General features: G+C 61.3%; 16 protein-coding genes. 14 read left to right on the plus strand and 2 right to left on the minus strand.

The window, feature by feature from the left end:
- Positions 1 to 5: 5 nt before the first annotated feature.
- From ACLIMP_RS17870 to ACLIMP_RS17885, 4 genes are read left to right on the plus strand one after another with little or no spacing between them, the layout of a single operon-like run.
- Positions 6 to 2,165 (plus strand): 3-hydroxyacyl-CoA dehydrogenase NAD-binding domain-containing protein, encoded by a 2,160-nt coding sequence (locus ACLIMP_RS17870; RefSeq protein ID WP_443478901.1) that lies wholly within the window; start codon positions 6 to 8, stop codon positions 2,163 to 2,165.
- Positions 2,162 to 3,319 carry an acyl-CoA dehydrogenase family protein gene (locus ACLIMP_RS17875; protein ID WP_133085049.1) on the plus strand — a complete coding sequence of 386 codons (1,158 nt, stop codon included), beginning with the start codon at positions 2,162 to 2,164 and terminating at the stop codon, positions 3,317 to 3,319. The genes ACLIMP_RS17870 and ACLIMP_RS17875 overlap by 4 nt, the downstream gene beginning before the upstream one ends.
- 17 nt (positions 3,320 to 3,336) lie before the next feature.
- A complete protein-coding gene (locus tag ACLIMP_RS17880) occupies positions 3,337 to 4,215 on the plus strand; it encodes a MaoC family dehydratase (RefSeq protein WP_443478709.1) in 879 nt (292 codons plus the stop codon).
- Complete coding sequence (locus ACLIMP_RS17885) at positions 4,212 to 5,039, plus strand: SDR family NAD(P)-dependent oxidoreductase (RefSeq protein ID WP_133085051.1); 828 nt, start codon at positions 4,212 to 4,214, stop codon at positions 5,037 to 5,039. Before ACLIMP_RS17880 ends, ACLIMP_RS17885 begins: the two co-directional genes overlap by 4 nt.
- 131 nt (positions 5,040 to 5,170) lie before the next feature.
- Here ACLIMP_RS17885 and ACLIMP_RS17890 read toward each other — a convergent pair whose 3' ends face one another.
- On the minus strand, positions 5,171 to 5,947 hold the full coding sequence (locus ACLIMP_RS17890; protein WP_443478710.1) for an SDR family oxidoreductase: 777 nt from the start codon (positions 5,945 to 5,947) through the stop codon (positions 5,171 to 5,173).
- Entirely contained in the window at positions 5,944 to 6,945 is a 1,002-nt protein-coding gene (locus ACLIMP_RS17895; protein WP_133085053.1) for a quinone oxidoreductase family protein, read from the minus strand. The genes ACLIMP_RS17890 and ACLIMP_RS17895 overlap by 4 nt, the downstream gene beginning before the upstream one ends.
- A gap of 228 nt (positions 6,946 to 7,173) precedes the next feature.
- On the opposite strand from ACLIMP_RS17895, the gene ACLIMP_RS17900 reads away from it, so the two are divergent.
- From ACLIMP_RS17900 to ACLIMP_RS17945, 10 genes are all read left to right on the plus strand, one after another.
- On the plus strand, positions 7,174 to 9,855 hold the full coding sequence (locus ACLIMP_RS17900) for a winged helix-turn-helix domain-containing protein (RefSeq protein WP_443478711.1): 2,682 nt from the start codon (positions 7,174 to 7,176) through the stop codon (positions 9,853 to 9,855).
- 82 nt (positions 9,856 to 9,937) lie between these two features.
- Positions 9,938 to 10,867 carry a 3,5-dioxohexanoate:acetyl-CoA acetone transferase gene (gene kce, locus ACLIMP_RS17905; RefSeq protein WP_395335235.1) on the plus strand — a complete coding sequence of 310 codons (930 nt, stop codon included), beginning with the start codon at positions 9,938 to 9,940 and terminating at the stop codon, positions 10,865 to 10,867.
- Positions 10,867 to 11,973, plus strand: a complete 1,107-nt coding sequence (locus tag ACLIMP_RS17910; RefSeq protein WP_443478712.1) for a CaiB/BaiF CoA transferase family protein — start codon at positions 10,867 to 10,869, stop codon at positions 11,971 to 11,973. Before kce ends, ACLIMP_RS17910 begins: the two co-directional genes overlap by 1 nt.
- 201 nt (positions 11,974 to 12,174) lie before the next feature.
- Positions 12,175 to 14,556 carry a TonB-dependent receptor gene (locus ACLIMP_RS17915; RefSeq protein WP_443478713.1) on the plus strand — a complete coding sequence of 794 codons (2,382 nt, stop codon included), beginning with the start codon at positions 12,175 to 12,177 and terminating at the stop codon, positions 14,554 to 14,556.
- Between the two features lie 54 nt (positions 14,557 to 14,610).
- Positions 14,611 to 16,950, plus strand: coding sequence for a 5-amino-6-(D-ribitylamino)uracil--L-tyrosine 4-hydroxyphenyl transferase CofH (gene cofH, locus ACLIMP_RS17920; protein WP_443478714.1), 2,340 nt, complete (start codon positions 14,611 to 14,613; stop codon positions 16,948 to 16,950).
- On the plus strand, positions 16,947 to 17,777 hold the full coding sequence (locus ACLIMP_RS17925; RefSeq protein WP_133085059.1) for an SDR family NAD(P)-dependent oxidoreductase: 831 nt from the start codon (positions 16,947 to 16,949) through the stop codon (positions 17,775 to 17,777). The genes cofH and ACLIMP_RS17925 overlap by 4 nt, the downstream gene beginning before the upstream one ends.
- Positions 17,774 to 18,433, plus strand: coding sequence for an NADPH-dependent F420 reductase (gene npdG / locus ACLIMP_RS17930; protein ID WP_133085060.1), 660 nt, complete (start codon positions 17,774 to 17,776; stop codon positions 18,431 to 18,433). Before ACLIMP_RS17925 ends, npdG begins: the two co-directional genes overlap by 4 nt.
- Positions 18,434 to 18,442: 9 nt before the next feature.
- On the plus strand, positions 18,443 to 19,180 hold the full coding sequence (gene cofE / locus ACLIMP_RS17935) for a coenzyme F420-0:L-glutamate ligase (RefSeq protein WP_133085061.1): 738 nt from the start codon (positions 18,443 to 18,445) through the stop codon (positions 19,178 to 19,180).
- A 58-nt stretch (positions 19,181 to 19,238) separates the two neighbouring features.
- A complete protein-coding gene (gene cofC / locus ACLIMP_RS17940; RefSeq protein ID WP_443478715.1) occupies positions 19,239 to 19,814 on the plus strand; it encodes a 2-phospho-L-lactate guanylyltransferase in 576 nt (191 codons plus the stop codon).
- A gap of 88 nt (positions 19,815 to 19,902) precedes the next feature.
- Positions 19,903 to 20,823, plus strand: a complete 921-nt coding sequence (locus ACLIMP_RS17945; protein ID WP_133085063.1) for a TIGR03619 family F420-dependent LLM class oxidoreductase — start codon at positions 19,903 to 19,905, stop codon at positions 20,821 to 20,823.
- The last annotated feature ends 49 nt before the right edge of the window (positions 20,824 to 20,872 follow it).

A 20,872-nucleotide genomic window follows, 5' to 3' on the forward strand; every position in this document is an offset into this window, starting at 1 on the left:
AGACAATGCGACTGGAGAAGGCCGAAGACGGCTTCGCGATCCTGACTCTCGATGCCGAAGGTCCGATGAACGTCGTCAACGACGGCTTCATTGCGGACATGACGCAGGCCACCAGGCAGATCGCGCAGGACGACGCCATCAAGGGCGTTATCCTGACCTCGGGCAAGAAGTCGTTCATGGCCGGCGCGGATCTCAAGCAGCTGGTCAATGGCTTCGATACGCTCACACCGCTCGAGGCCTATGCGTTCTCGAAGCGGGCGACCGACATGCACCGCGCGATCGAGCAGTCGGGTAAGCCGTGGGTTGCAATGATCAATGGTTTGGCGCTGGGCGGAGGTTTCGAACTTGCGCTGGCTTGCCATCATCGCATCCTCGTCGATGATGCAAAGGCCACTGTCGGCCTCCCCGAAGTTACTGTCGGTCTCCTTCCCGGATCTGGAGGCACGGTTCGGCTCGGTATCATCGCCGGCATGAAAACGGCGCTCGACCTGCTTCTGACCGGCCGCGCCGTCGCGCCTGCCGAAGCGCTCAAACTGGGCATCGTGGATCAGGTGGTTCCCGAAGCGGAACTTCTCGATACCGCCCGGACGTGGCTGGCGAGCGGGCCCGACCCTGTCAAGCCGTGGGACGTCAAGGGCTGGGTTCCGCCTCAGAAGAAAGGGCTCACGGTACCGGAAGATTCCGCCGCGTACATGATGGCGACGGGAGGCCTTGCGAAGAGCGGCTATAATCAGCCGGCTCCGCTCGCGATTCTCAATTCGCTGTTTCAGGCATTGCAGTTGCCGTTCGACAAGGCGCTCGCAGTAGAGGGCAAATACTTTGCTAAGCTGCTAACCGATCCGGTCGCCCGCAACATCATTCGCACGACCTTCATCTCGAAGCTGGCAGCAGAAAAGGGCGCTCGCCGCCCCGCAGGCTATCCCAGGTTCGAAGCGCGAAAGGTCGGCGTGCTGGGCGCGGGGATGATGGGTGCGGGAATTGCCTACGTTGCGGCCAATGCCGGCATCGACGTCGTCTTGATCGACCGCGATGTGCCGACGGCACAAAGGGGCAAGGACTATTCAGCCAAGGTACTCGACAAGCTGGTCGAAAAAGGCAAGGTGACGCGGGACAAGGCCGATGCGGTTCTTGCCCGCATTGTCCCGACCGACGATTTCGGCATGCTCCAGGGCTGCGATCTGGTCGTCGAAGCCGTGTTCGAGGATACCGCGATCAAGGCGGAGACCACGAAGAAGGCAGAGGCAGTGCTGCCGCCCGAAGCCATTTTTGCTTCTAACACCTCGACTCTTCCGATTTCGCAGTTGGCGCTGGCTTCGAGAAGCCCGGATCAGTTCATCGGTCTGCATTTCTTCTCGCCGGTCGATCGCATGGGTCTGGTCGAGGTCATCATGGGCAAGCAGACCAGCAAGGAAACGCTGGCCAAGGGTCTCGATTTCATCGCGCAGCTCCGCAAGACGCCGATTGTCGTCAATGACAGCCGCGGCTTTTATACCAGCCGCGTGTTCCAGATGCTGATCCACGAAGGAGCGGCCATGCTGGCGGAAGGCGTGCCACCGGCAGTGATCGAGAATGCCGCCAAGGCAGTTGGCATGCCGGTCGGTCCGCTCGCGCTGCTGGACGAACTCACGCTGGATCTGCCGCTCAAGATCGTCGACCAGGCGATCGCGGAAGAGGGCGAGGCCTATACTCCGCCGGCCGGCGTTGCCGTCATGCGCAAGATGAAGGACGAGATCGGACGCTCCAGCCGCAAGACCGGAGGAGCCTTCTACGACTACCCTGAAGGCGGCAAGAAGCACTTGTGGAAGGGGCTCGTCGAGCACTTCCCTGTCAATGACAGTTGGGACATCGAGGAACTCAAGAAGCGCTTTCTATTTGCCCAGGCGATGGAGACTGCGCGCTGCCTGGAAGAGGGCGTGTTGGAAACACCGCAGGACGCCGATCTCGGCGCGATCTATGGGTGGGGTTTCCCGACGTGGACCGGCGGAACGATCAGCTACATCGATACGATCGGCATCGGCTCGTTCGTCGGGGAAGCGGATATCCTTGCCCAGCGATATGGGCCCCGTTTCCTGCCTTCCGCGTGGCTGCGTGAGAAGGCATCGCGCGGCGAGACCTTCTACACTGCCGAAAGCGCCGACGAGGCCAAGGAGCCCATGCCAGCATGAAGCGCCTGATCTTCGAGCCGGAGCACGAGCAGTTTCGCGACAGCGTCGTCAAGTTCATGAGCGCCAATGTCGGCGCCCATGCCGAACGCTTTCGCGAACAGGGCATGGTCGATCGCGATCTTTACCTCAAGGCAGGCGAGCAGGGATTGCTCTGCACCTGGGCCGAGGAACGGTACGGGGGTGCGGGAATCGACGATTTTCGTTTCGAGCAGATTATCATCGAGGAGAATATGCGCCACGGCGACATAGGCTTCTACATCAATCTCCATAACGATTTGGTCGCGCCCTACATCGCCAAGCTCGGCACACAGGAGCAAAAGGAGCGCTGGATGCCCGGCATCGTCAGCGGCGAGACTATTCTTGCCGTGGCGATGACCGAGCCATCTACGGGCAGCGACCTTGCAGGAATGCGCACGAGCGCGGTCGAGCATGACGATCACTGGGTGCTCAACGGCGCCAAGACATACATTTCCAACGGCATTTTGGGCGATCTGGTTGTTGTCGCGGCACGGACCGATCCGGCCAGCCGCCATGGGCTTGGCCTGTTTGTGGTGGAGCGCGGCTTCGAAGGCTTCGAGCGCGGGCGCAAGCTCGCCAAGATGGGTATGAAGGCGCAGGATACCGCCGAGCTGTTCTTCAGCGATGTCAAAGTGCCCAAGCAAAACGTGCTGGGCGATCCGACGCAGGGCTTCAAGTATCTTGCGCGCTTCCTGGCACAGGAGCGCCTTGTGGCAGCGATCGGTTTCATGGCCACTGCCCAGACTGCCTTCGACCTTACGCTGGACTACGTGAAAGAGCGCAAGGCCTTCGGAAAGCCGATCGGCGCGTTTCAGAATACGCGCTTCAAGATGGCTTCCATGCGCGCGGAGCTCGATGCGATCCAGACGTACGTGGATCAGTGCGTGATCCTGCTCAACGCAGGCGAACTCACTGCCGAAGATGCCTCCGCTGCCAAGTTGCTCACGAGCGAACTGGAGGGCCGCGTGATGGACGAATGCGTCCAGCTCCACGGCGGGGCCGGGTACATGGACGAGTACCGGATCAGCCGGATGTACACCGATGCCCGTGTCAGCCGCATATTCGCCGGCACCAGCGAGATCATGCGCGAGATAATCGGGCGCGGGCTCGGGCTCGACGAGCGCAAGCTGACCTGACCGAAGGGAAACTCGCTATGCTGAACCTTGAGCGCATGCGCGGTTACCAGATCCCGACCGCGCAGGACGTTTGCGATCCGCGTTCCGCCATCCTCTACGCCCTGGGCGTGGGAGCGGGGCTCGCCGCCATCGATGAGAGCCGCTTCCTCTTTGAGCGTGACCTCACCGTTTTGCCGACCATGGCGCTTGTGCTTGGCACGCCGGGGTTCTGGCCGATGGCAGCGGAACTCGGGTGGGACTGGCCGCGAATTCTGCACGGCGAGCAGAGCTTGCGTCTTCATCGACCGCTGCAACTGGGCCAGGTCATTCATGGCCGGATCGAGATCGGAGAGGTCGCCGACAAGGGACCGGGCAAGCCCGCTCTCGTTCGGGCGAAGCGGATACTGACGACGCCGACAGACCAGCTGATTGCGGAGGCAGAGGAAATCTGGGTCCTACGGGGCGAAGGTGGTTTCGGGGGAGACCGATCTCTCGTTCCGCTTGCGGATGGACAATGTCCCGATTTTCCGCCGGATGCAGTGCTTGACCTGCCTACGGCGGCTAACCAGGCGATGCTCTACCGGCTGACCGGCGACCGCAATCCGTTGCACATCGATGCCGGAACGGCGGCGGCGGCGGGGTTCGAGCGCCCGATCCTCCACGGACTGGCGACGATGGGCCTCGTTGGCCGCGCATTGATCCATTTGTGCTGCGGCGGAGACGCGTCGTTGCTGACGCGCATGCATGTCCGTTTCACCGCGCCTGTGTTCCCAGGCGAAACCATTCGGACCGAGATCTGGCGCGATGGAGATGACATTCGCTTTCGCGCGTCTGCGAGAGAACGCGGCGTGGTGGTGATCGACGGGGGCAGTGCCTGCGTTCAAGGATTTGTGAAAGAACAGGAAGAGGTCACGTGAAAATACTGGATGGAAAGGTCGCGCTCGTTTCGGGATCGGGGCGGGGCATCGGCAAGGCGATCGCGCTCAAATTGGCTAGCGCGGGCGCAAATGTCGTGGTCAATGACCTTGACGAAGACGTGGCCCGCGCCACCGCGGCCGAGATCGAAGGACTTGGCGTTCGCGCCGTCGTTTGCGTCGGCGACGTTACTGACCCGACTTTTGGCGATACCTTCGTGTCCGCAGCAGTCGCGGCTTTCGGCACGATCGATATCATCATCAATAATGCCGGCTATGCCTGGGATTCGGTGCTTCAAAAGACCAGCGACGAACAGTGGATCGCGATGCTCGATGTACACCTGAGCGCGCCTTTCCGGATTCTCCGCGCCGCGCAGCCGATCATTTCGTCCGCAGCCAAGGCCGAGATCGAACAGTACGGGCGTGCCAAGCGACGGACAGTCGTAAACATTTCCTCGGTTTCGGGTCTTGGCGGAAACCCGGGGCAGGCCGGTTATGCTGCCGGCAAGGCAGGGATTGTCGGCCTCACCAAGACTGTGATGAAAGAGTGGGGGAGATACAACACCACGGTCAATGCCGTCGCCTTCGGCGCGATCATGACGCGGATGACGGCTGGCGAGGCTGGCAGTTCAACCATCGATATCAAGGGCAAGAAGATCAAGGCCGGGGTCAGCGACGAGATCCTTGAGGCCATGGAGAAAGGAATTCCCCTCGGGCGCGCAGGCACTCCGGAAGAAGCAGCAGGAGCCGTCTATCTCCTTTGCATGCCGGAGGCCGATTACATCACAGGTCAGGTCATAGTCGCGGGGGGCGGCTGGCAGCTCTGACCTGTGGAGCGAGGGAGGAACTATGTCCTCCCTCGCTCAAGTCTTTTCGCTGCCGGAGGAATGCGGCCCTCGGAGGATACGGCATCAGGGATGAGCCTGGCTGGACGCTCGTCCCTCTGCCGGCATCAAGATCACCCGCAGCCGACTACGCCGCCATCGACCGGAATTTGCGCGCCGGTGACATAGGCTCCTGCTCGCGAGCAAAGGAAGACGACAATTCCGGCGATGTCGTCGGCGCGGCCCAGCCTGCGCAGCGGAATATGGCTGAGCAATTTCGGGTCGACTGCATCCTCGTCACGCATGTGAGCGGTCATTTTGGTAGGGAAGAAGCCCGGTATCACGGCATTGACCGTGATGTTCCGGTCGGCAAGGTCGCCGGCGAGATCCCGCGTCATCATGTGGACCGCCGCCTTGCTGGCAGCGTAACTGTAGGCATTGAGCCGTTCGGCCTTCATGCCCGCCACCGAACCGATGTTGATGACCCGCGATGGATCATCGGCCGTGCCCGCCGCGACCAGTTCGGGAAGGAGTTCGCGCACAAGAGTGAAAGGCGTCTGGACATTGACTGCCATCACGCTTGGCCAGGCCTTGTCGGGAAAGGTATCGATAGGGCCGCCCCAGGTCTTGCCGGCGTTGTTGACCAGGATGTCGCATTGGCCCAGCGCGCTGCGATACAGTGCGGCAAGCTCCACCGCGGCTTCCGGAGTAGACAGGTCTGCGGCAAGCGGCAGGCATGGCCCGAGACCCGACATTTCCGCCGCGGCGGTCTCACACACATCGGCCTTGCGCGATGTGATTGCCACGCTAGCGCCTGCGCGCAGAAGACCTTCAGCGATCATCCGCCCCAACCCCTGTGCGCCGCCGGTGACGAGGGCTTTCTTGCCGTGCAGGCTGAACAGATCGCTCACATCGTCACCACGACTTTGCCGAACTTGTGCTGGTCGCGAAGGTGAAGAAGAGCTTCCTTTGCCTTCGCCAGAGGGTAAGTAGCCTCGATGACCGGTTTGATCCGATGCTCGCCGGCGAACGCTAGCATTTCCCGGAAGTCCTGCGGATCGCCGACCTGACTGCCGACGATGCTGGCGCTCTTGAGGAAAATATCCGTCGCATTGAACTTGACCTCGTTCCCGGCGGTCGACCCGTAGATGACTATGCGCGCACCCGGGTTGATGGCGCGGACATAGTTGGCAAAGCTGGGTGACGGTGCACCATCCAGGACCACGTCAATCCCGCCGGTCAGCTTGCCAACCTGCTTTCGCCAATCCGGGTCGGTATAGAGCAGGCCGCCCTTGGCACCCATCTCGATCGCCCGGTCGAGGACTTCCTGGCTCTCACCGGTCACATAGACGTTCGCGCCCTTGGCGACGGCGAATGCGAGGCCGAACGTGGCGACTCCGCCGCCGACCCCGCTGATCAGCACAGTTTCTCCGGCCTGAAGCCGGCCCTTGAACATCAGCGCCCGCCACGATGTCAGCGCTGTGAGCGGCATTGCGCCGGCTTCCTCAAAGCTCATGAAGGAAGGTTTGGGAGCCAGGTTCTCGGCAGGGATACAGATGTATTCGGCGATCGTCCCGGCAAATGGCATGCCCAGCAAACCGAAGTCTGCAGCGGGCGCATGGCGATTGGGGCCCCAATTGCGGGCCGGATAGAGAACGACTTCTGAGCCCACGTCCACGCCGCTAACGTCGGCGCCGACCTTGTCGACAATGCCTGCGCCGTCGCAACCCAGCGTTACCGGCACCACCATGCCGGGATATTGTCCATGAGAAATGAACAGTTCTCGGTGGTTGATCGAGGCGGCTTTGAGTGCGACTCGCACTTCACCGGGACCGGGTTCCGGCGTTTCGACGTCGGCAACGCGGGTGGATTCAGGTCCCTCGGCGTTTTCGAGATACAGGGCCTTCATGGTCAACCTTTCCTAGCTTTTGGCCCCGGCAGCTTCGGGCGGCCTGCTTGTTTCGGGCGTAAAGACGGCAATTTACGAAAATTCCCGGCCATCCGGAGCAGGACAATATCTCCGGCTCGCGAGGACCTATCTGCGGATAGGAAAAAGGATTGCGTTTAGGATTTCACACGTCAGAATATATTTCGGATCAAAAAACAAATTGCCACAAGGCATGTCCAGGAGAGAGCCATGAAAGTCATTCCGACGAGCGCTTTGCCGCATCGGATAACGCCGACATTGATTGAGCGCGCTGCCATGAGAGACCTGACGGCCAAGGTCCGCGATTCCCGATTGACGATGGTGTCAGCGCCCGCTGGAAGCGGAAAGACCACCTCGATGCTCTACTGGGCGGACCTGCTACGCGCGCAAGGCCACCCTCTCCTCTGGGTGGCGACACGTGCGGGGATCTTCAACAAGGCATCTTTCCTCTCTGCCCTCAAGGCAGCAGGCGTTGCGGCCGGCCTTCCTTGGGAGCAACTTTCCCTGGATGGCGACGATGCGCCCTGGCTCGAAGCGTTGTCGATAACGATCGACCCGCGGCCCGTCCTTGTCATCGACGATGCCCATCTGCTCGATCAAGCCGCTCTCGATTTTATCGCACAGCTATCGGCGACAGCTCGGGATGCCCTGTGCATGATCGTTTCTGCCCGCGGCGCGATTGGGCTTCCGCTGGCGCGTATGCGCGCATTGGGTTTCCTCAATGAAGTGGGAAATGCCGATCTCTCACTCACGATCGCGGAAGCGGCTCAGCTGGTAACCCAGAGCATCGGAACGCCGATCGACTCCAAGGATCTTCAGGATATCGTGCGGGACACGCAAGGTTGGGTATCCGGCGTTGTGATCGCTTGCGACTTGTACCGCCGCGGCAAACAGGGGGCCGGCAGTCCCAGGTTGACGGGCTTGCGCCCGGAATTTGCAGAATACTTCCATGAAGAGGTGCTCAGCCGTCAGCCGGAGGACGTTCGCCGCTTCCTGGTCGATACGTCGATCCTGGATGAACTGACCCCTTCTGCCTGCGCGGCGGTCACCGGCGATGAAGATTCTCGCGCGATGCTTGACCATGTGTTCCGCGAGGGGCTCTTCCTGAACGCGATCGATCAGGAACACAGTCGATACGCGTATCACCGCCTGTTTCGTGAGATGGTCCTTGGACGCCTGATGGACAGGGCGCCCGCACGGGCGGGCCTGATGCATTGCCGTGCCAGCGACTACTTCGCCGCCAACGATCAGGCAGTCCTGGCCATCGAGCATGCCCGACTGAGCGGCGATCAAGCATTTCTGGCCCGCCAGCTCGACCAATTGGCGGAACAGCTGACCTATACCGGCTATCTCTATCGCATCGACGAGTTGGGCTCCGCCTTGCCATGGGCGGAACTGGCCCAGCACCCTTATCTGTTGTTGGCTCTGGCATGGCGGCGCATTCGCCAATTGTCTTTCACCGCCGCCCAGCGCTTTATCGACGCAGCGCGCGCTATCCTCGAGACCAAGGTCTCCGAAGGAAGGGTCGCTGCGCACGATGCGGATCAGATCGATCTGATGATCCGTCATCGCCTGGTCATGCTGGCCGCCGCGCGCGACGACATGGTCAAGGTTGAAGCGGACGCGGAGCCGCTTTTGGTCGAGATGGCCGAAAGCCATGCCTATCTCAGCTGTACGTTGCTTGCCCAGCTTATGTCGGCGCGGCGCGAACTCTACCACTTTCAGGACATGCTCAAGCTGGAAGCGGAAACGCGGCGGGCGCTTTCCCGACCGGGTTCGGATTTTGCCTCGATCGCGCTCAAGGCCTCCGTTGCCCCGACATTGATGGCACAAGGCAAGACGCCCCTAGCCCAGCGCTTCCTCGAAGAAGCCTTTACGCTTGCGAAAGGGTTACATGGCGAGGGCTCGGGGCTGGCTGCCTTGCCGGCACTCCCGCTCGCGGAGCTTCTTTACGACGCCGGCGATTTGGATCGTGCGGCTGACTTGGTTGAACGGCACTTGCCCGTCGTGCGACAGTGGGGATTTGCCGACCAGATGGCATCCGGTTACCTCGTCGATGCTCGCCTTCGCGCGGCGCGCGGCGACCTTCCCGGCGCGCTTGTCACTCTCAATGACGCGCATCTCGTTGCGATAGAATGCGGTCTTGATCGCATGCGCGCCTTCATTGTTGCCGAAGAGGTTCGTCTGCTCGTCAAGGCGGGCCAAATCGAGGAAGCTGAGCGGCACTTCCTGGCCGGCGATCCGCAGATCGACGGCGAGCCCATACCGACGCTGCGGCCGACGCGTCGTAACGAGTGCAATGCGATCGCCTGGTTGCGCATCGAAATGCAGCATCACCGATTGACCCGGGCGCGCAAGGTGGCCCATCGCTGGCTGGAGTTCGTAAAGCGCGCCGGGGCCGTCCGCTCGGCCGTAACCTTCGAATTGCTCCTTGCCGAAATCGCGGTGCTCCAGGGCAATCGCTCCGAGGCTCGCCGCGCTGTGCGTGCGGCGGTGGAAATGGCGGAACCTGCCGGCTGGGTGCGCACGTTTATCGACGAGGGCGAAGTCATTTCCGCTCTTCTTACCGAGGCCTATTCCCACGGTCCTGAACTCGAAACACCTGCCGACCGGTTCGCGGTTCACTTGGTCTCCCTGATGCGAAATGGCCCGCAGATCGAGACAGACGAGGACGAGGACGACGATTTCGGACTGACCGGTCACCTAGCCAACCGGGAGGTGGACATTCTTACCATGGTGAGTGGCGGTCTGCGCAACCGGGAAATCGGCGATCGGCTGGGACTGACCGAGGGAACGGTCAAGTGGTACATGCAGCAGATATACGACAAGCTCGGTGTTCGCCGTCGCCCTCAGGCGGTTCTGCGCGCCCGCCAACTCGGAATCCTTCCCTGACGAGCCACCTCACTGCCTATCGAAGGATAGATTGCGGGCGGCGAGGCGGCTGCCATCGAGCGGCTGCGGGAAAGGAAACATCATGGCCAAACGAAAAGTCATCATCAGTTGCGCAATCACCGGAGCGATCCACACACCCTCGATGTCACCCCATCTTCCGGTGACAGCTGACGAGATCGCAGAATCTGCGATTGGCGCGGCCGAAGCGGGCGCAGCGATCATCCACCTTCACGCCCGCAACCCCACTGACGGCCGGCCCGACCAGGATCCCAAGCTTTTCGAACCGTTCCTCAAGGTCATCCGCCAGCGCAGCGATGCTGTGCTGAACCTGACGACCGGGGGACATCCCTCGATGACCGTGCAGGAACGCATCCGTCCCGCCCAGACTTTCGCGCCGGAAGTCGCCAGTCTCAACATGGGCACGATGGGTTTTGGATTGTTCCCGATGCTGGACCGCTTCAAGGAATTCAAACACGCCTGGGAGCCAGCGGCGCTGGAAGCATCGCGGGACTTGGTATTCAAGAATACCTACGCGGATATCGAGCATCTGCTCGGCACGCTTTCGCCTCTCGGTACGCGTTTCGAGTTCGAATGCTACGACACCAGTCACCTCTATAACCTGAAGTACTTCCTGGACCGGGGCCTGGTGAAGGCACCGCTCTTCATACAGACATGCTTCGGCATTCTGGGCGGGATCGGCAGCCATCCCGATGATATCATGCACATGAAACGCACAGCAGATCGGCTGTTCGGCGATCAGTATCAGTGGTCAGTGCTCGGCGCGGGTGCCCGCCAGATGAGTGTCGTCGCGATGGCCGCGTCCATGGGAGGAAACGTGCGCGTCGGATTGGAAGATTCTTTGTGGGGCGGCCCCGGGCGTCTGGCCGAGACCAATGCCGAGCAGGTGCGCAACGCGCGCCAGATCATCGAGGGCATGGGGCTGGAAGTGGCAAGTCCGGACGAAGCTCGTGCCATTCTCGACCTGAAGGGCGCGGACCGGACAAATATCTGATGCCGGAACGGTCAGGGCCGCTGGTCGGCGTGCGTATCATCGAGATCGATGCGATCGGCCCGGTGCCGCTGGCAGCGATGCTGCTGGCCGACATGGGGGCGGACATCGTTCGGGTCGCGCGGCCTCCCTCAGCTGGACCCGGTGACTGGGAGGACGTGGGCGGTGATATCCTTCATCGCAGCCGAACGGTCACTTATCTCGATCTCAAAAACGAGAGGGACCGCAGCAGTCTGCTCGACCTGATCGAGAATGCAGACGGCCTGATCGAAGGCTATCGGCCAGGAGTGATGGAGCGGCTGGGTGTCGGTCCGGATGTCTGTCTTGCCCGTAACCCCGGCCTTGTGTTCGGGAGGATGACCGGCTGGGGGCAGAGCGGGCCCATGGCCATGCGCGCGGGACATGACATCAACTATCTCGCCATCACAGGGGCGCTGCATGCCATGGGCAAGACCGGGGGGCCGCCGCCAGTCCCTCTCAATCTCGTCGGTGATTACGGCGGCGGCGCGATGTTCCTCATATTCGGAATGTTGAGCGCCTTGCTTTCGGCACGGCGGACGGGGACGGGCCAAGTGGTTGATGCCTGCATCACGGACGGCGTCGCGTCGCTCATGAGCCTGTTCTACGCTTGGCAGCCGAAGGGCCTTTGGCATGATGCACCCGCATCCAATCTTCTTGACGGCGGTGCGCCGTTCTATCGATGCTACGCCTGTGCCGACGGCAAATTCGTGGCCGTGGGCTGTCTGGAACCCAAGTTCTTTGCGCAGATGCTCGAGGGTCTGGGCCTTGCAGGTCGCGGTTACGATCAACATGAGCGGGCGGGGTGGCCTGGGATGGAGGCCGATTTCGAAGCGGTCTTCCGGACGCGTACGCGCGACGAATGGGGCGACATCTTTGCGTCGACCGATGCCTGCGTGACGCCGGTCCTAAGCATGGCCGAGGCTCCGGCGAGCCCTCACAACAACGCCCGAAATACATTCGTCACCCTGGCAGGTGTAACGCAGCCGGCGCCATCGCCCCGTCTCACGGGGACTGTCCCGGCAATCACCGCCGGGACTGAGGCCACCATCTCGGACCTCATCCGGGCTTGGGCGCAGCCGCGTTATTGAAACTCGCAGTGACCAAACGCCTCGCAGGTGGCGGTGTTGCGCGTCGGCGGAGCCCGGGCTGCCCAGTCCATAAAACTGAACAGTTTTGCCCTCTTTTATATCATTTCCTCTCCGAAGATAGGTGGTGAAAGACCGTGAATAGCGGCCATTCAGAGTGCTTTGAAAAGCCTGCGAAGAGACAGGCGGCGGGAGAGAAAGTTGATGAAATCGCGTTTGCTGAGACTTGCGCTGTTGTCGGCAGGAACGACCTTGGCCGTCCCGGCGTGGGCGCAGGATGAGAACGCTTCTGCCCCTCAGATGGAAAGCGTGGCGAGCGGTGACATTATTGTCACCGCTCGCCGGCGCGAGGAGCGACTGCAGGATGTTTCCGTCTCCATTTCAGCGTTTTCCGCTGAAGCGCTCGAGCGCAGCACGGTCCAGACAGTGAGCGATGTGAGGACAATTACGCCAGGGTTCACGTTCTCGGCTGAAGGCGGTAAGGACAACGTGGCGCTGACGCTTCGCGGCATTGGCCAGCTCCCACTGGGTGAAGTAACCCCGGGCGTCGTGATCTACGTAAACGATACGCCGCTCCCGGCTGTGGGATCGAACGTACCAACTTACGATATAAGCAGCATTCAGGTTCTGAAAGGCCCCCAAGGCACGCTGTTCGGGCGCAATACGCTCGGCGGTGCGGTGGTGATCGGCACGCAAAAGCCGACATACCGTTTCGAGGGCTTTGGCGAAGGCACATACGGCCGCTTCGACTATCGGGAGCTGCAAGGCGCGATCAACATCCCCATCGTCGAGGACAAGGTCGCGTTTCGCGCCGCGGGTCAGATCCGCCGTCAGGACCCGCGAACTATCGCCTTTGACGAGGGCCCCGGGTTCGACAATATCCATCAGGACGCCTACCGGCTTTCGCTGCTGATTGAACCCTTCGATGGGTTCACCAGCACCACCGTATATGAGTATTTCAAAGGCGACGAGCTGGCTGGCGGACTCTATCTTTTGCGTCAGAATTTTCCTTTCGCGGCGCTGGGCCTCGCGGCCCTCGATCCTCAAGTCGAAGCCGCGTTGGCAACCCAGGCTTCCAATCGGCGCGGATCGTTCGACGGGGGAATCGACGGAGGTGCCTCGTATCGCAAGGCAACTGCGATCACCAACGACACGTCTTACAGTTTCGGCGACCTGACGGTTCGGAACATCTTTGGTTATCGGAAGAACTACAGTTACCAGCTGATCAATACGGGCGGCCTGCCGATACTCCAGATTTCCACCGGCCTGTCCGCCCCGCTTCCGGCATCGGTGCCATTCACGCTGTTTACGGCGTCATCGGTAATCGACCGCCAATATCTCACCAACGAGACACAGCTGCTCGGCAACTTCGGCGCGTTCAATTTTATAGCGGGCGTCTTCTACAACAACGACAAGCCCCACGGGCCCACCGGATCGCAGTTCACCGCGTTCTCGGTGGGCGGGGTTCCCGCTCCTGCGGTCACGTCCCATGTCCGTAACCGAAACTGGGCTATTTATGGGCAGATCGGGTACGACATAACCGACAAGCTGAAATTGAACCTGGGGGGACGCTACAGCTGGGACAAGGTTTCAGCGTGCGGCGGCACTATCGGGACCAGCTATGTGGACGAAGCGACCTGCCTGGCAACCGCGAACACCGGGGCAAATGATGGCGTGGGCACAGTATCGAACAAGGGGCAGGAGCCAAGTTGGACGGTCGGCCTCGACTACAAGGTGACGCCCGATTGGCTGCTCTATATCGTATCGCGTCGCGGCTATCGTGGTGCCAACGTCAACACGCCGAAATTCGAAACCGTCTATACGACTGGTGGAACCGATCCTGCTTGTGTCGCAACCGGAGGTGTTTGCCCAGATCTCCGGCCATTCCAGAAGGCCAACGAAGAGACGATTACCGATCTCGAAGCCGGTTCCAAGTATGACTATCGCGTGGGAACCGCGCGGGGCCACCTCAATATTGCGGCTTACTATAGCAAATACAAGAATGCCCTCCAGTTCCTGAATACGCAGACGACCGTTCCCAACGGAACGCCGGATTCTCCTTCGAATGGTTCGCTCGCGGTCAATGCGGCGAACTTGCGGATCTGGGGCGTCGAACTCGAGGCCTCGATAAGCCCGGCACGCAGTGTAACCGTCGGCTTTAACGCGGCCTATACGAACGTGACGGTCGAAAGCCTTACCCTTCCCGCTGATTTGCCGCCGACGATCGTGCTCGGAAAGGATCAGATCAACAAGTATTCACCGAGCTTTTCCGGTACGGCCAGCTTCAACTGGATCCTCCCGGTGCGGCCCGCGAATGGCGAAGTCAGCTTCAATGCCGACGTATTCATGACCGCCGATTACGGTGGCCAGAACGGCGAGAAGCTGCCCGATTACGAATTGGCGAATGCGCGCCTGGACTGGCGGGGAATTGCGGATACCGGGATCGATCTCGGAATCTTTGTGAAGAACGTTTTCAACGAAAAGTATTTCTCGGCCGCGAGCGTGCTTCTCCCGTCCTTCCCGACGAGTTCCGTTTATGCCGGCGACCCCAGGATTTGGGGCGTGTCGGCAAAGTACACGTTCTAGAGCGGCCGGAGCGACCGGTATGAAAATCGGCCTCGAACTATCACGGAGAATGTTGTGATGCTCGACCAACTGCACCTGAGCCACGATGACGCAAATTGCATTTACAGCGCTCTCAGTACGATTTCCCTCAAAGAAATGATGGCCACGGCGGAGGCGATGACACTCGCCGCCCATGGTCCGCGCATGACATATTCGCGCAAGGTCTTCATCCCGCTGACCAAGCTGTGCCGCGACGTGTGCCACTATTGCACTTTCGCCACCACGCCCGGTCGGATCGACAAAGCCTACCTGGCGGCGGAGGATGTACTGGCGATAGCGCGCGCCGGTGTGGCGGCAGGATGCCGCGAGGCGCTTTTCACGCTCGGGGATCGACCTGAACTTCGCTACGGAGCAGCACGCGACGCCTTGGCCAGATTGGGGCACGACACGACCCTTTCCTATCTCGGCGAAATGGCAGCGCTCGTCCTGAACGAAACCGGGCTGCTTCCGCACCTCAATCCGGGGCTGATGGGTGCTGCCGACTATGCCTCACTGCGTCCGCATGCGGCCTCGATGGGCCTGATGCTTGAAAGTAGCTCGCAGCGCCTTTGCGAGAGAGGAGGGCCGCACTTTGGATCGCCCGACAAGGAGCCGGCGCGGCGGCTTGAGTCGATTGCTCAGGCAGGGCTTGCCAGGGTGCCTTTCACTACCGGCCTGCTGATCGGCATCGGCGAAACGCGCCGCGAGCAGGTTGATGCACTTGTCGCCATCCGCGACCTGCATCGCCAATACGGGCACATACAGGAAGTCATAATCCAGAACTTCCGCGCCAAGCCCGGCACGCAGATGGTAGATTTCCCAGAGCCGACATTGGATGACCATCTCTGGGCCATCGCGGCTGCTCGTATCATCCTCGGCCCCGAGATGACGATTCAGGCTCCGCCAAATCTTCAGGAAAGCCATAATTTCGCTCCGCTGGTTCGCGCGGGCGTCAATGACTGGGGAGGAGTCTCTCCGGTAACGCCTGACCATGTCAATCCGGAAGCGCCTTGGCCGCACCTCGACATGCTCGAACGCGCCACCAATGCCGCCGGGCGCACATTGCACCAGCGCCTTGCGATCGGCCCCCGCTATGCAACGGCCGCAAGGCAATGGGCCGCGCCGCCTGTCGCGGCAACCGTTCTTCGGGCAATCGATGCTCGCGGACTGCCAAAAATCGACGATTGGGCCGCGGGCAGAGGCGATGCTGCGCCGCAGCAGATCTCGGCGGGCGGGTTTGCCGTATCCCCGCGCGTATCGTCGATACTTGACAGCGTGAAAGCCGGCCACGTGCCGGACGAAGCCAATATCGTATCGATGTTCGATGCGGAAGGAGCCGACTTTACAGCGATCCTGAACTTCGCCGATCACCTTCGCAGGGACGTAGTAGGCGAAACGCTGACTTTTGCGGTCAACCGAAACATCAACTACACCAATATCTGCCTCTACAAATGCGGCTTCTGCGCGTTTTCCAAGGGTAGTACCAAGGCCATGCGCGGGCCGGCATATCGGCTCGATTTCGCCGAGATTGGCCGCCGGTCCGCCGAAGCCTGGGATCGCGGGGCCACCGAAGTCTGCCTGCAAGGCGGTATCCACCCCGATTACGACGGTAATACCTATCTGGATGTACTTCGCGCAGTGCGTCAGGCGGCGCCGGATATCCATATCCATGCTTTCTCCCCGCTTGAGGTGACGCATGGCGCGAGAACGTTGGGGCTGCCACTCGAAGACTTTCTGGCGCGGCTGAAAGCAGCCGGGTTGTCGACGCTGCCCGGCACGGCCGCCGAAATCCTCGATCCCGAAATCCGCGACATCATCTGCCCGGACAAAGTTACAGCGGACGAGTGGATCGAGGTCATGCGTGTCGCCCATGGCGTTGGACTGCGCAGCACCGCCACGATCATGTTCGGCCACGTCGAGGGATATCGTCACTGGGCACGTCATCTCCTGTCGATCCGATTGCTTCAGGACGAGACAGGTGGGTTTACCGAATTCGTCCCGCTGCCTTTCGTCCATATGGAAGCGCCGATCTGGCAAAAAGGCCTGGCACGGTCGGGTCCGAGCTACCGCGAGGCGGTGCTGATGCATGCCGTCGCCCGTATCGTGCTGCATCCCGTGATCGCCAATATCCAGGTCTCGTGGGTCAAGATGGGGCCTGAGGGCGCAGCGGCGATCCTGCAGGCAGGTGCAAACGACATGGGCGGCACCCTGATGGACGAGTCGATCACCCGTGCCGCCGGCGGCGTCAACGGGCAAGAATTTGGGCCGACGCAAATGCGGGCGCTCGCCGCTTCCGTCAACCGGCCCGTGCGCCAGCGCACCACTTTGTATGAAGATCCGCCGGTTCGTCACGGCCATTGCATGGAGACGTTATGATCGATCTATCCTTTCCGTTGCGCGACAAGGTGGCTCTCGTCACTGGAGGCGGCAGCGGCATCGGGCGCGCTACCGCCCGCATGTTCGCGCAGCGCGGCGCCATGGTCGCCGTCGCCGGCCTCGACGAGGCGCCGCTGCTTCTGGTTGCCGAGGAAATTGTCGCCGCCGGCGGGCAGGCATTGCCGATTGTCATGGACGTGACGAGCGAAGACGCGATCGCAGGGGGCGTTGCGCGCCTCGCGGATCGCTTCGGCAGGCTGGATATTCTTCACAGCAATGCGGCGCAGACCGGCGAACTGCAGGAGGATGGCCTCATCGATGCAATGGACGCGGACTTTTGGGACCGCACGTTCTCGATCAACCTGCGCGGATCCATGCTTTGCGCCAAGCACGCCATTCCGCTCTTGCTGACGAGCGGGGGGGGCTCGATCATTTTCACCGGCTCCGGCAAGGGTCTCGCCGGCGATCTTGATTACCCGGCTTACGGCACGTCAAAGGCGGCCTTGCTGGGACTTTCGCGCTACATCGCGACCCAGTACGGGAAGCAGGGCATTCGCTCCAATGTCGTTGTCGTGGGCCTAGCCATGACCGAGGCGCTTGACAGGAACATGCCCGAGGCGGCGCAGAAGCTGATGACCGAGCACAATCTGGTCGACCACCTCGGCAGGCCCGAGGACATTGCCGAAGTGGTCGCATTTCTAGCTTCCGAGCAATCCCGCTACATCACGGGAGCAGCGATCGTCGCTGACGGCGGCTTCACTTCGCACTCGGCCGTCTATGCGGACATGCTGCGCTTTGCAGCGATGGATACCGGAGCCAAGGCATGACGCAACCTTCTATTGCCGTCGTTGGCGGCACGGGAAACCTTGGTGCGGCTATTGCCTGGCGGCTTGCCCGAGCAGGTTATGAGGTCGTAATCGGATCGCGAAATGCCCAAAGTGCGCAGGACGCGGCATCGGGGTTGGGGCACGGACTTCGCGGCGCGAGTAATGTCGACGCGGTGGCAGGAGCCGATATCGTGATCGTCACGGTTCCCTTCGCCGCGCAGCAATCGACGCTTGCTGATATTGCGCCGCATGTCGCAGGAAAGCTGGTGGTGGATACTACCGTTCCCCTAGTTCCTCCCAAGGTCATGCGCGTGCAACTGCCCGATGAGGGATCGGCAGCCATGAGAGCGCAAGCGGCTCTTGGCCCCAGTGCCGTGGTCGTGTCGGCGTTCCATAACGTCGCTGCGCACAAGCTCGCCCAGGACGTCGATGTCGGCTGCGACGTCCTCGTCTTCGGAGACGACAAGGAAGCGAGGGGACGGATTGTGGACCTTGCCGATGCCATGGGGCTTCGGGGTCTTCACGGCGGCGCGCTTGTCAATTCCGCCGCAGCCGAGGCGCTGACCTCCATCCTCATTTTCATGAACAAGACGTACCGTGTCGACGGCGCCGGCATTCGGATCACGGGCGAGCTTATCCCGCCAGATCAGCAATAGGCAGCGGCGATGATCGAAATAGTCGAACTGAGCGGCATCGGCGAAATCGCGCCCGGCGACGACCTCGCAGCGATACTTAGAGATGCCCTCCAACGGTGTGGATCGCCGCTTCGCGATGGGGATGTACTCGTGGTAACCCAGAAGATTGTCTCGAAGGCCGAGGGACGGCAGGTCGATCTTGAGCAAGTCGAACCGGGTGAGCCGGCCCGCGAACTATCCCAATTGACGCGCAAGGATCCGCGCATGGTTCAACTGGTGCTCGACGAATCGAGTGAGATTGTGCGAGCGGTTCCCGAAGTGCTGATCACCCGGCACAAATTGGGTCACGTCATGGCCAACGCGGGGATCGATCGTTCCAACATCGGTCCATCACTGGGCGCTCGTGCACTGCTGCTCCCCTTGGATCCTGACGCAACAGCGGCGAATTTGCATAGCGCGCTTGGAGTGCCGGTAGTGATCTCGGACAGCTTTGGAAGGCCCTGGCGCCTTGGCGTGGTCTGTGTTGCCATCGGCGCAGCGGGCCTGCCGGCTCTCCACGATCGCCGCGGTGAACTCGATCGCGACGATCGTCCTCTGGAAGTCACTCAGGTGGCGCTGGCCGACATGATAGCTAGCGCGGCAGGGCTGGTGACGGGTGAAGGGGCAGAAGGCATACCGGCCGTTCTCGTTCGTGGATGCCGCCTTGAGGGGATGCCGCGCAAAGCCGCCGAACTGGTACGCCCGAGGCGCGAAGACCTGTTTGCATGAACGGGGCGCCTGCGCGCGCCTTCGTATTTGCAATTAGCTCCGCCGCAGGACTTGCACGATGAGAAACTGGATCGCTGTGGTTCCCTGGAAGCAGGGGAGGGAAACGAAGTCGCGACTGGCACCGAGCCTGAGTGCGAGAAAGCGGCAGGCGTTGGCCTGCACAATGGCGGCGCACGTCGTCGGCTGCCTTTCCGGGCTCGAGGCAATCGAAGCGACTTTCGTCCTGGCGCCTGCCAGCGTGGAAGGTTGGCCGGTGCAATGGCTGCGCGACAGCGGCTTTGGCCTTAACGGCGAACTGAACAGGATCCGTGAACATTTCGGCAGCCGACCGCTCCTTGTTATCCATGCCGACCTGCCTGCGTTGGTCGGTGAAGACGTGGAGGCCCTGCTTGCCGCGGCGCGGGGGACAGGACGCGCATTCGCCCCCGACCGGCATGGCAAAGGCACCAATGCAATCGCTCTTGCGGACTCGGGCTCTTTCACCTTCGCATTCGGTCCTGGCAGTCTAGCACATCACCGGGCGCAGTCGCCTGCTGCCGCCATAGTCGAAAGGGCGGGCCTGGGTTTCGATCTCGATACTCCGGCCGATCTCGAACACGCAGTTTCCCGACGCCTGATCAGGCAAGCCGCATGAGCCTTCGCCGCTCGCTCCCCTTCCTAAGGAAAGGTGCGAGCACGCCGCCGCGCTTCACTATTCGCCCGACATCGTGAGAGGACAGCAGATGAAACTGAACGTCAGTGTGCCCAACAGCATGCACGTGGCTGCGATGACCCAGCCCTGGGAGCATGCCCTGACGGGCGACGATATTGGGCATGCGCTGAAAATTGCAGACGATCTCGGCTTCAACAAGTGCATGCTGGGCGAGCATTTCATAATTCCCCGTGAGCACATCGAACTGTCAGGCGACCATTACGTTCATGGAACAGTGGCTCTCGCATTCCTTGCCGGCCGAACCTCCAGGATGAAAGTCAGCTCTTCGGTCACGATCCTGCCCCTCCAAAACCCGATCGTCCAGGCCAAGGCATGGTCTACGCTCGACTGGTTGAGCGGTGGGCGGGCGACCGCGCTGTTCGGCGTGGGATGGCTCAAGGAAGAGTTCGACATGCTGGGAGTGGATTTCCATAACCGGGGACGAATGGCCGACGAGTACGTGGCTGCGATCATCGAGCTGTGGACCGCTGACAATCCGGAATTCGACGGCGAGTTCGTGAAATTCAGCAATGTCGGGTTCGCACCGAAGCCGGTCCAAAAGCCGGGCCTGCCGATCTGGTTCGGCGGCGACGCGGAAGCTGTTCTCAAGCGCGTGGCAAAGTTTGGCGACGGTTGGTCTCCGTTCAGGACACCGCCCGAAAAATTCCCGGAGTGCCTGGATTTCATCCGGTCCCAGCCCGAATATGACGGGCGCCCCATCGACTTGTTCTTCGCGCTCGAAATGCTCAATGTCGGTGCGCATCACGAAATCATGGACGACCCGCGCGCGCCAGGAACTCGCGACGCGCAGAAGATCATCGACCAGATCGGATGGCTTCGCGACCTGGGTGTCAACGAGACGATCGTCCCTCTGCCGCCAGGGATTGGTGGAATGGATGAATACGTCGAGCGGCTGCAGTGGGTCGCGCAAGAGATCATGCCGAAAATCTGAACTGGGCCGTCGGAACGACGGGTTTGGTGAGCGCCGTTCCATCCAAATC

It is taken from the genome of Novosphingobium aeonii (assembly GCF_052279045.1).
Classification (GTDB): domain Bacteria; phylum Pseudomonadota; class Alphaproteobacteria; order Sphingomonadales; family Sphingomonadaceae; genus Novosphingobium.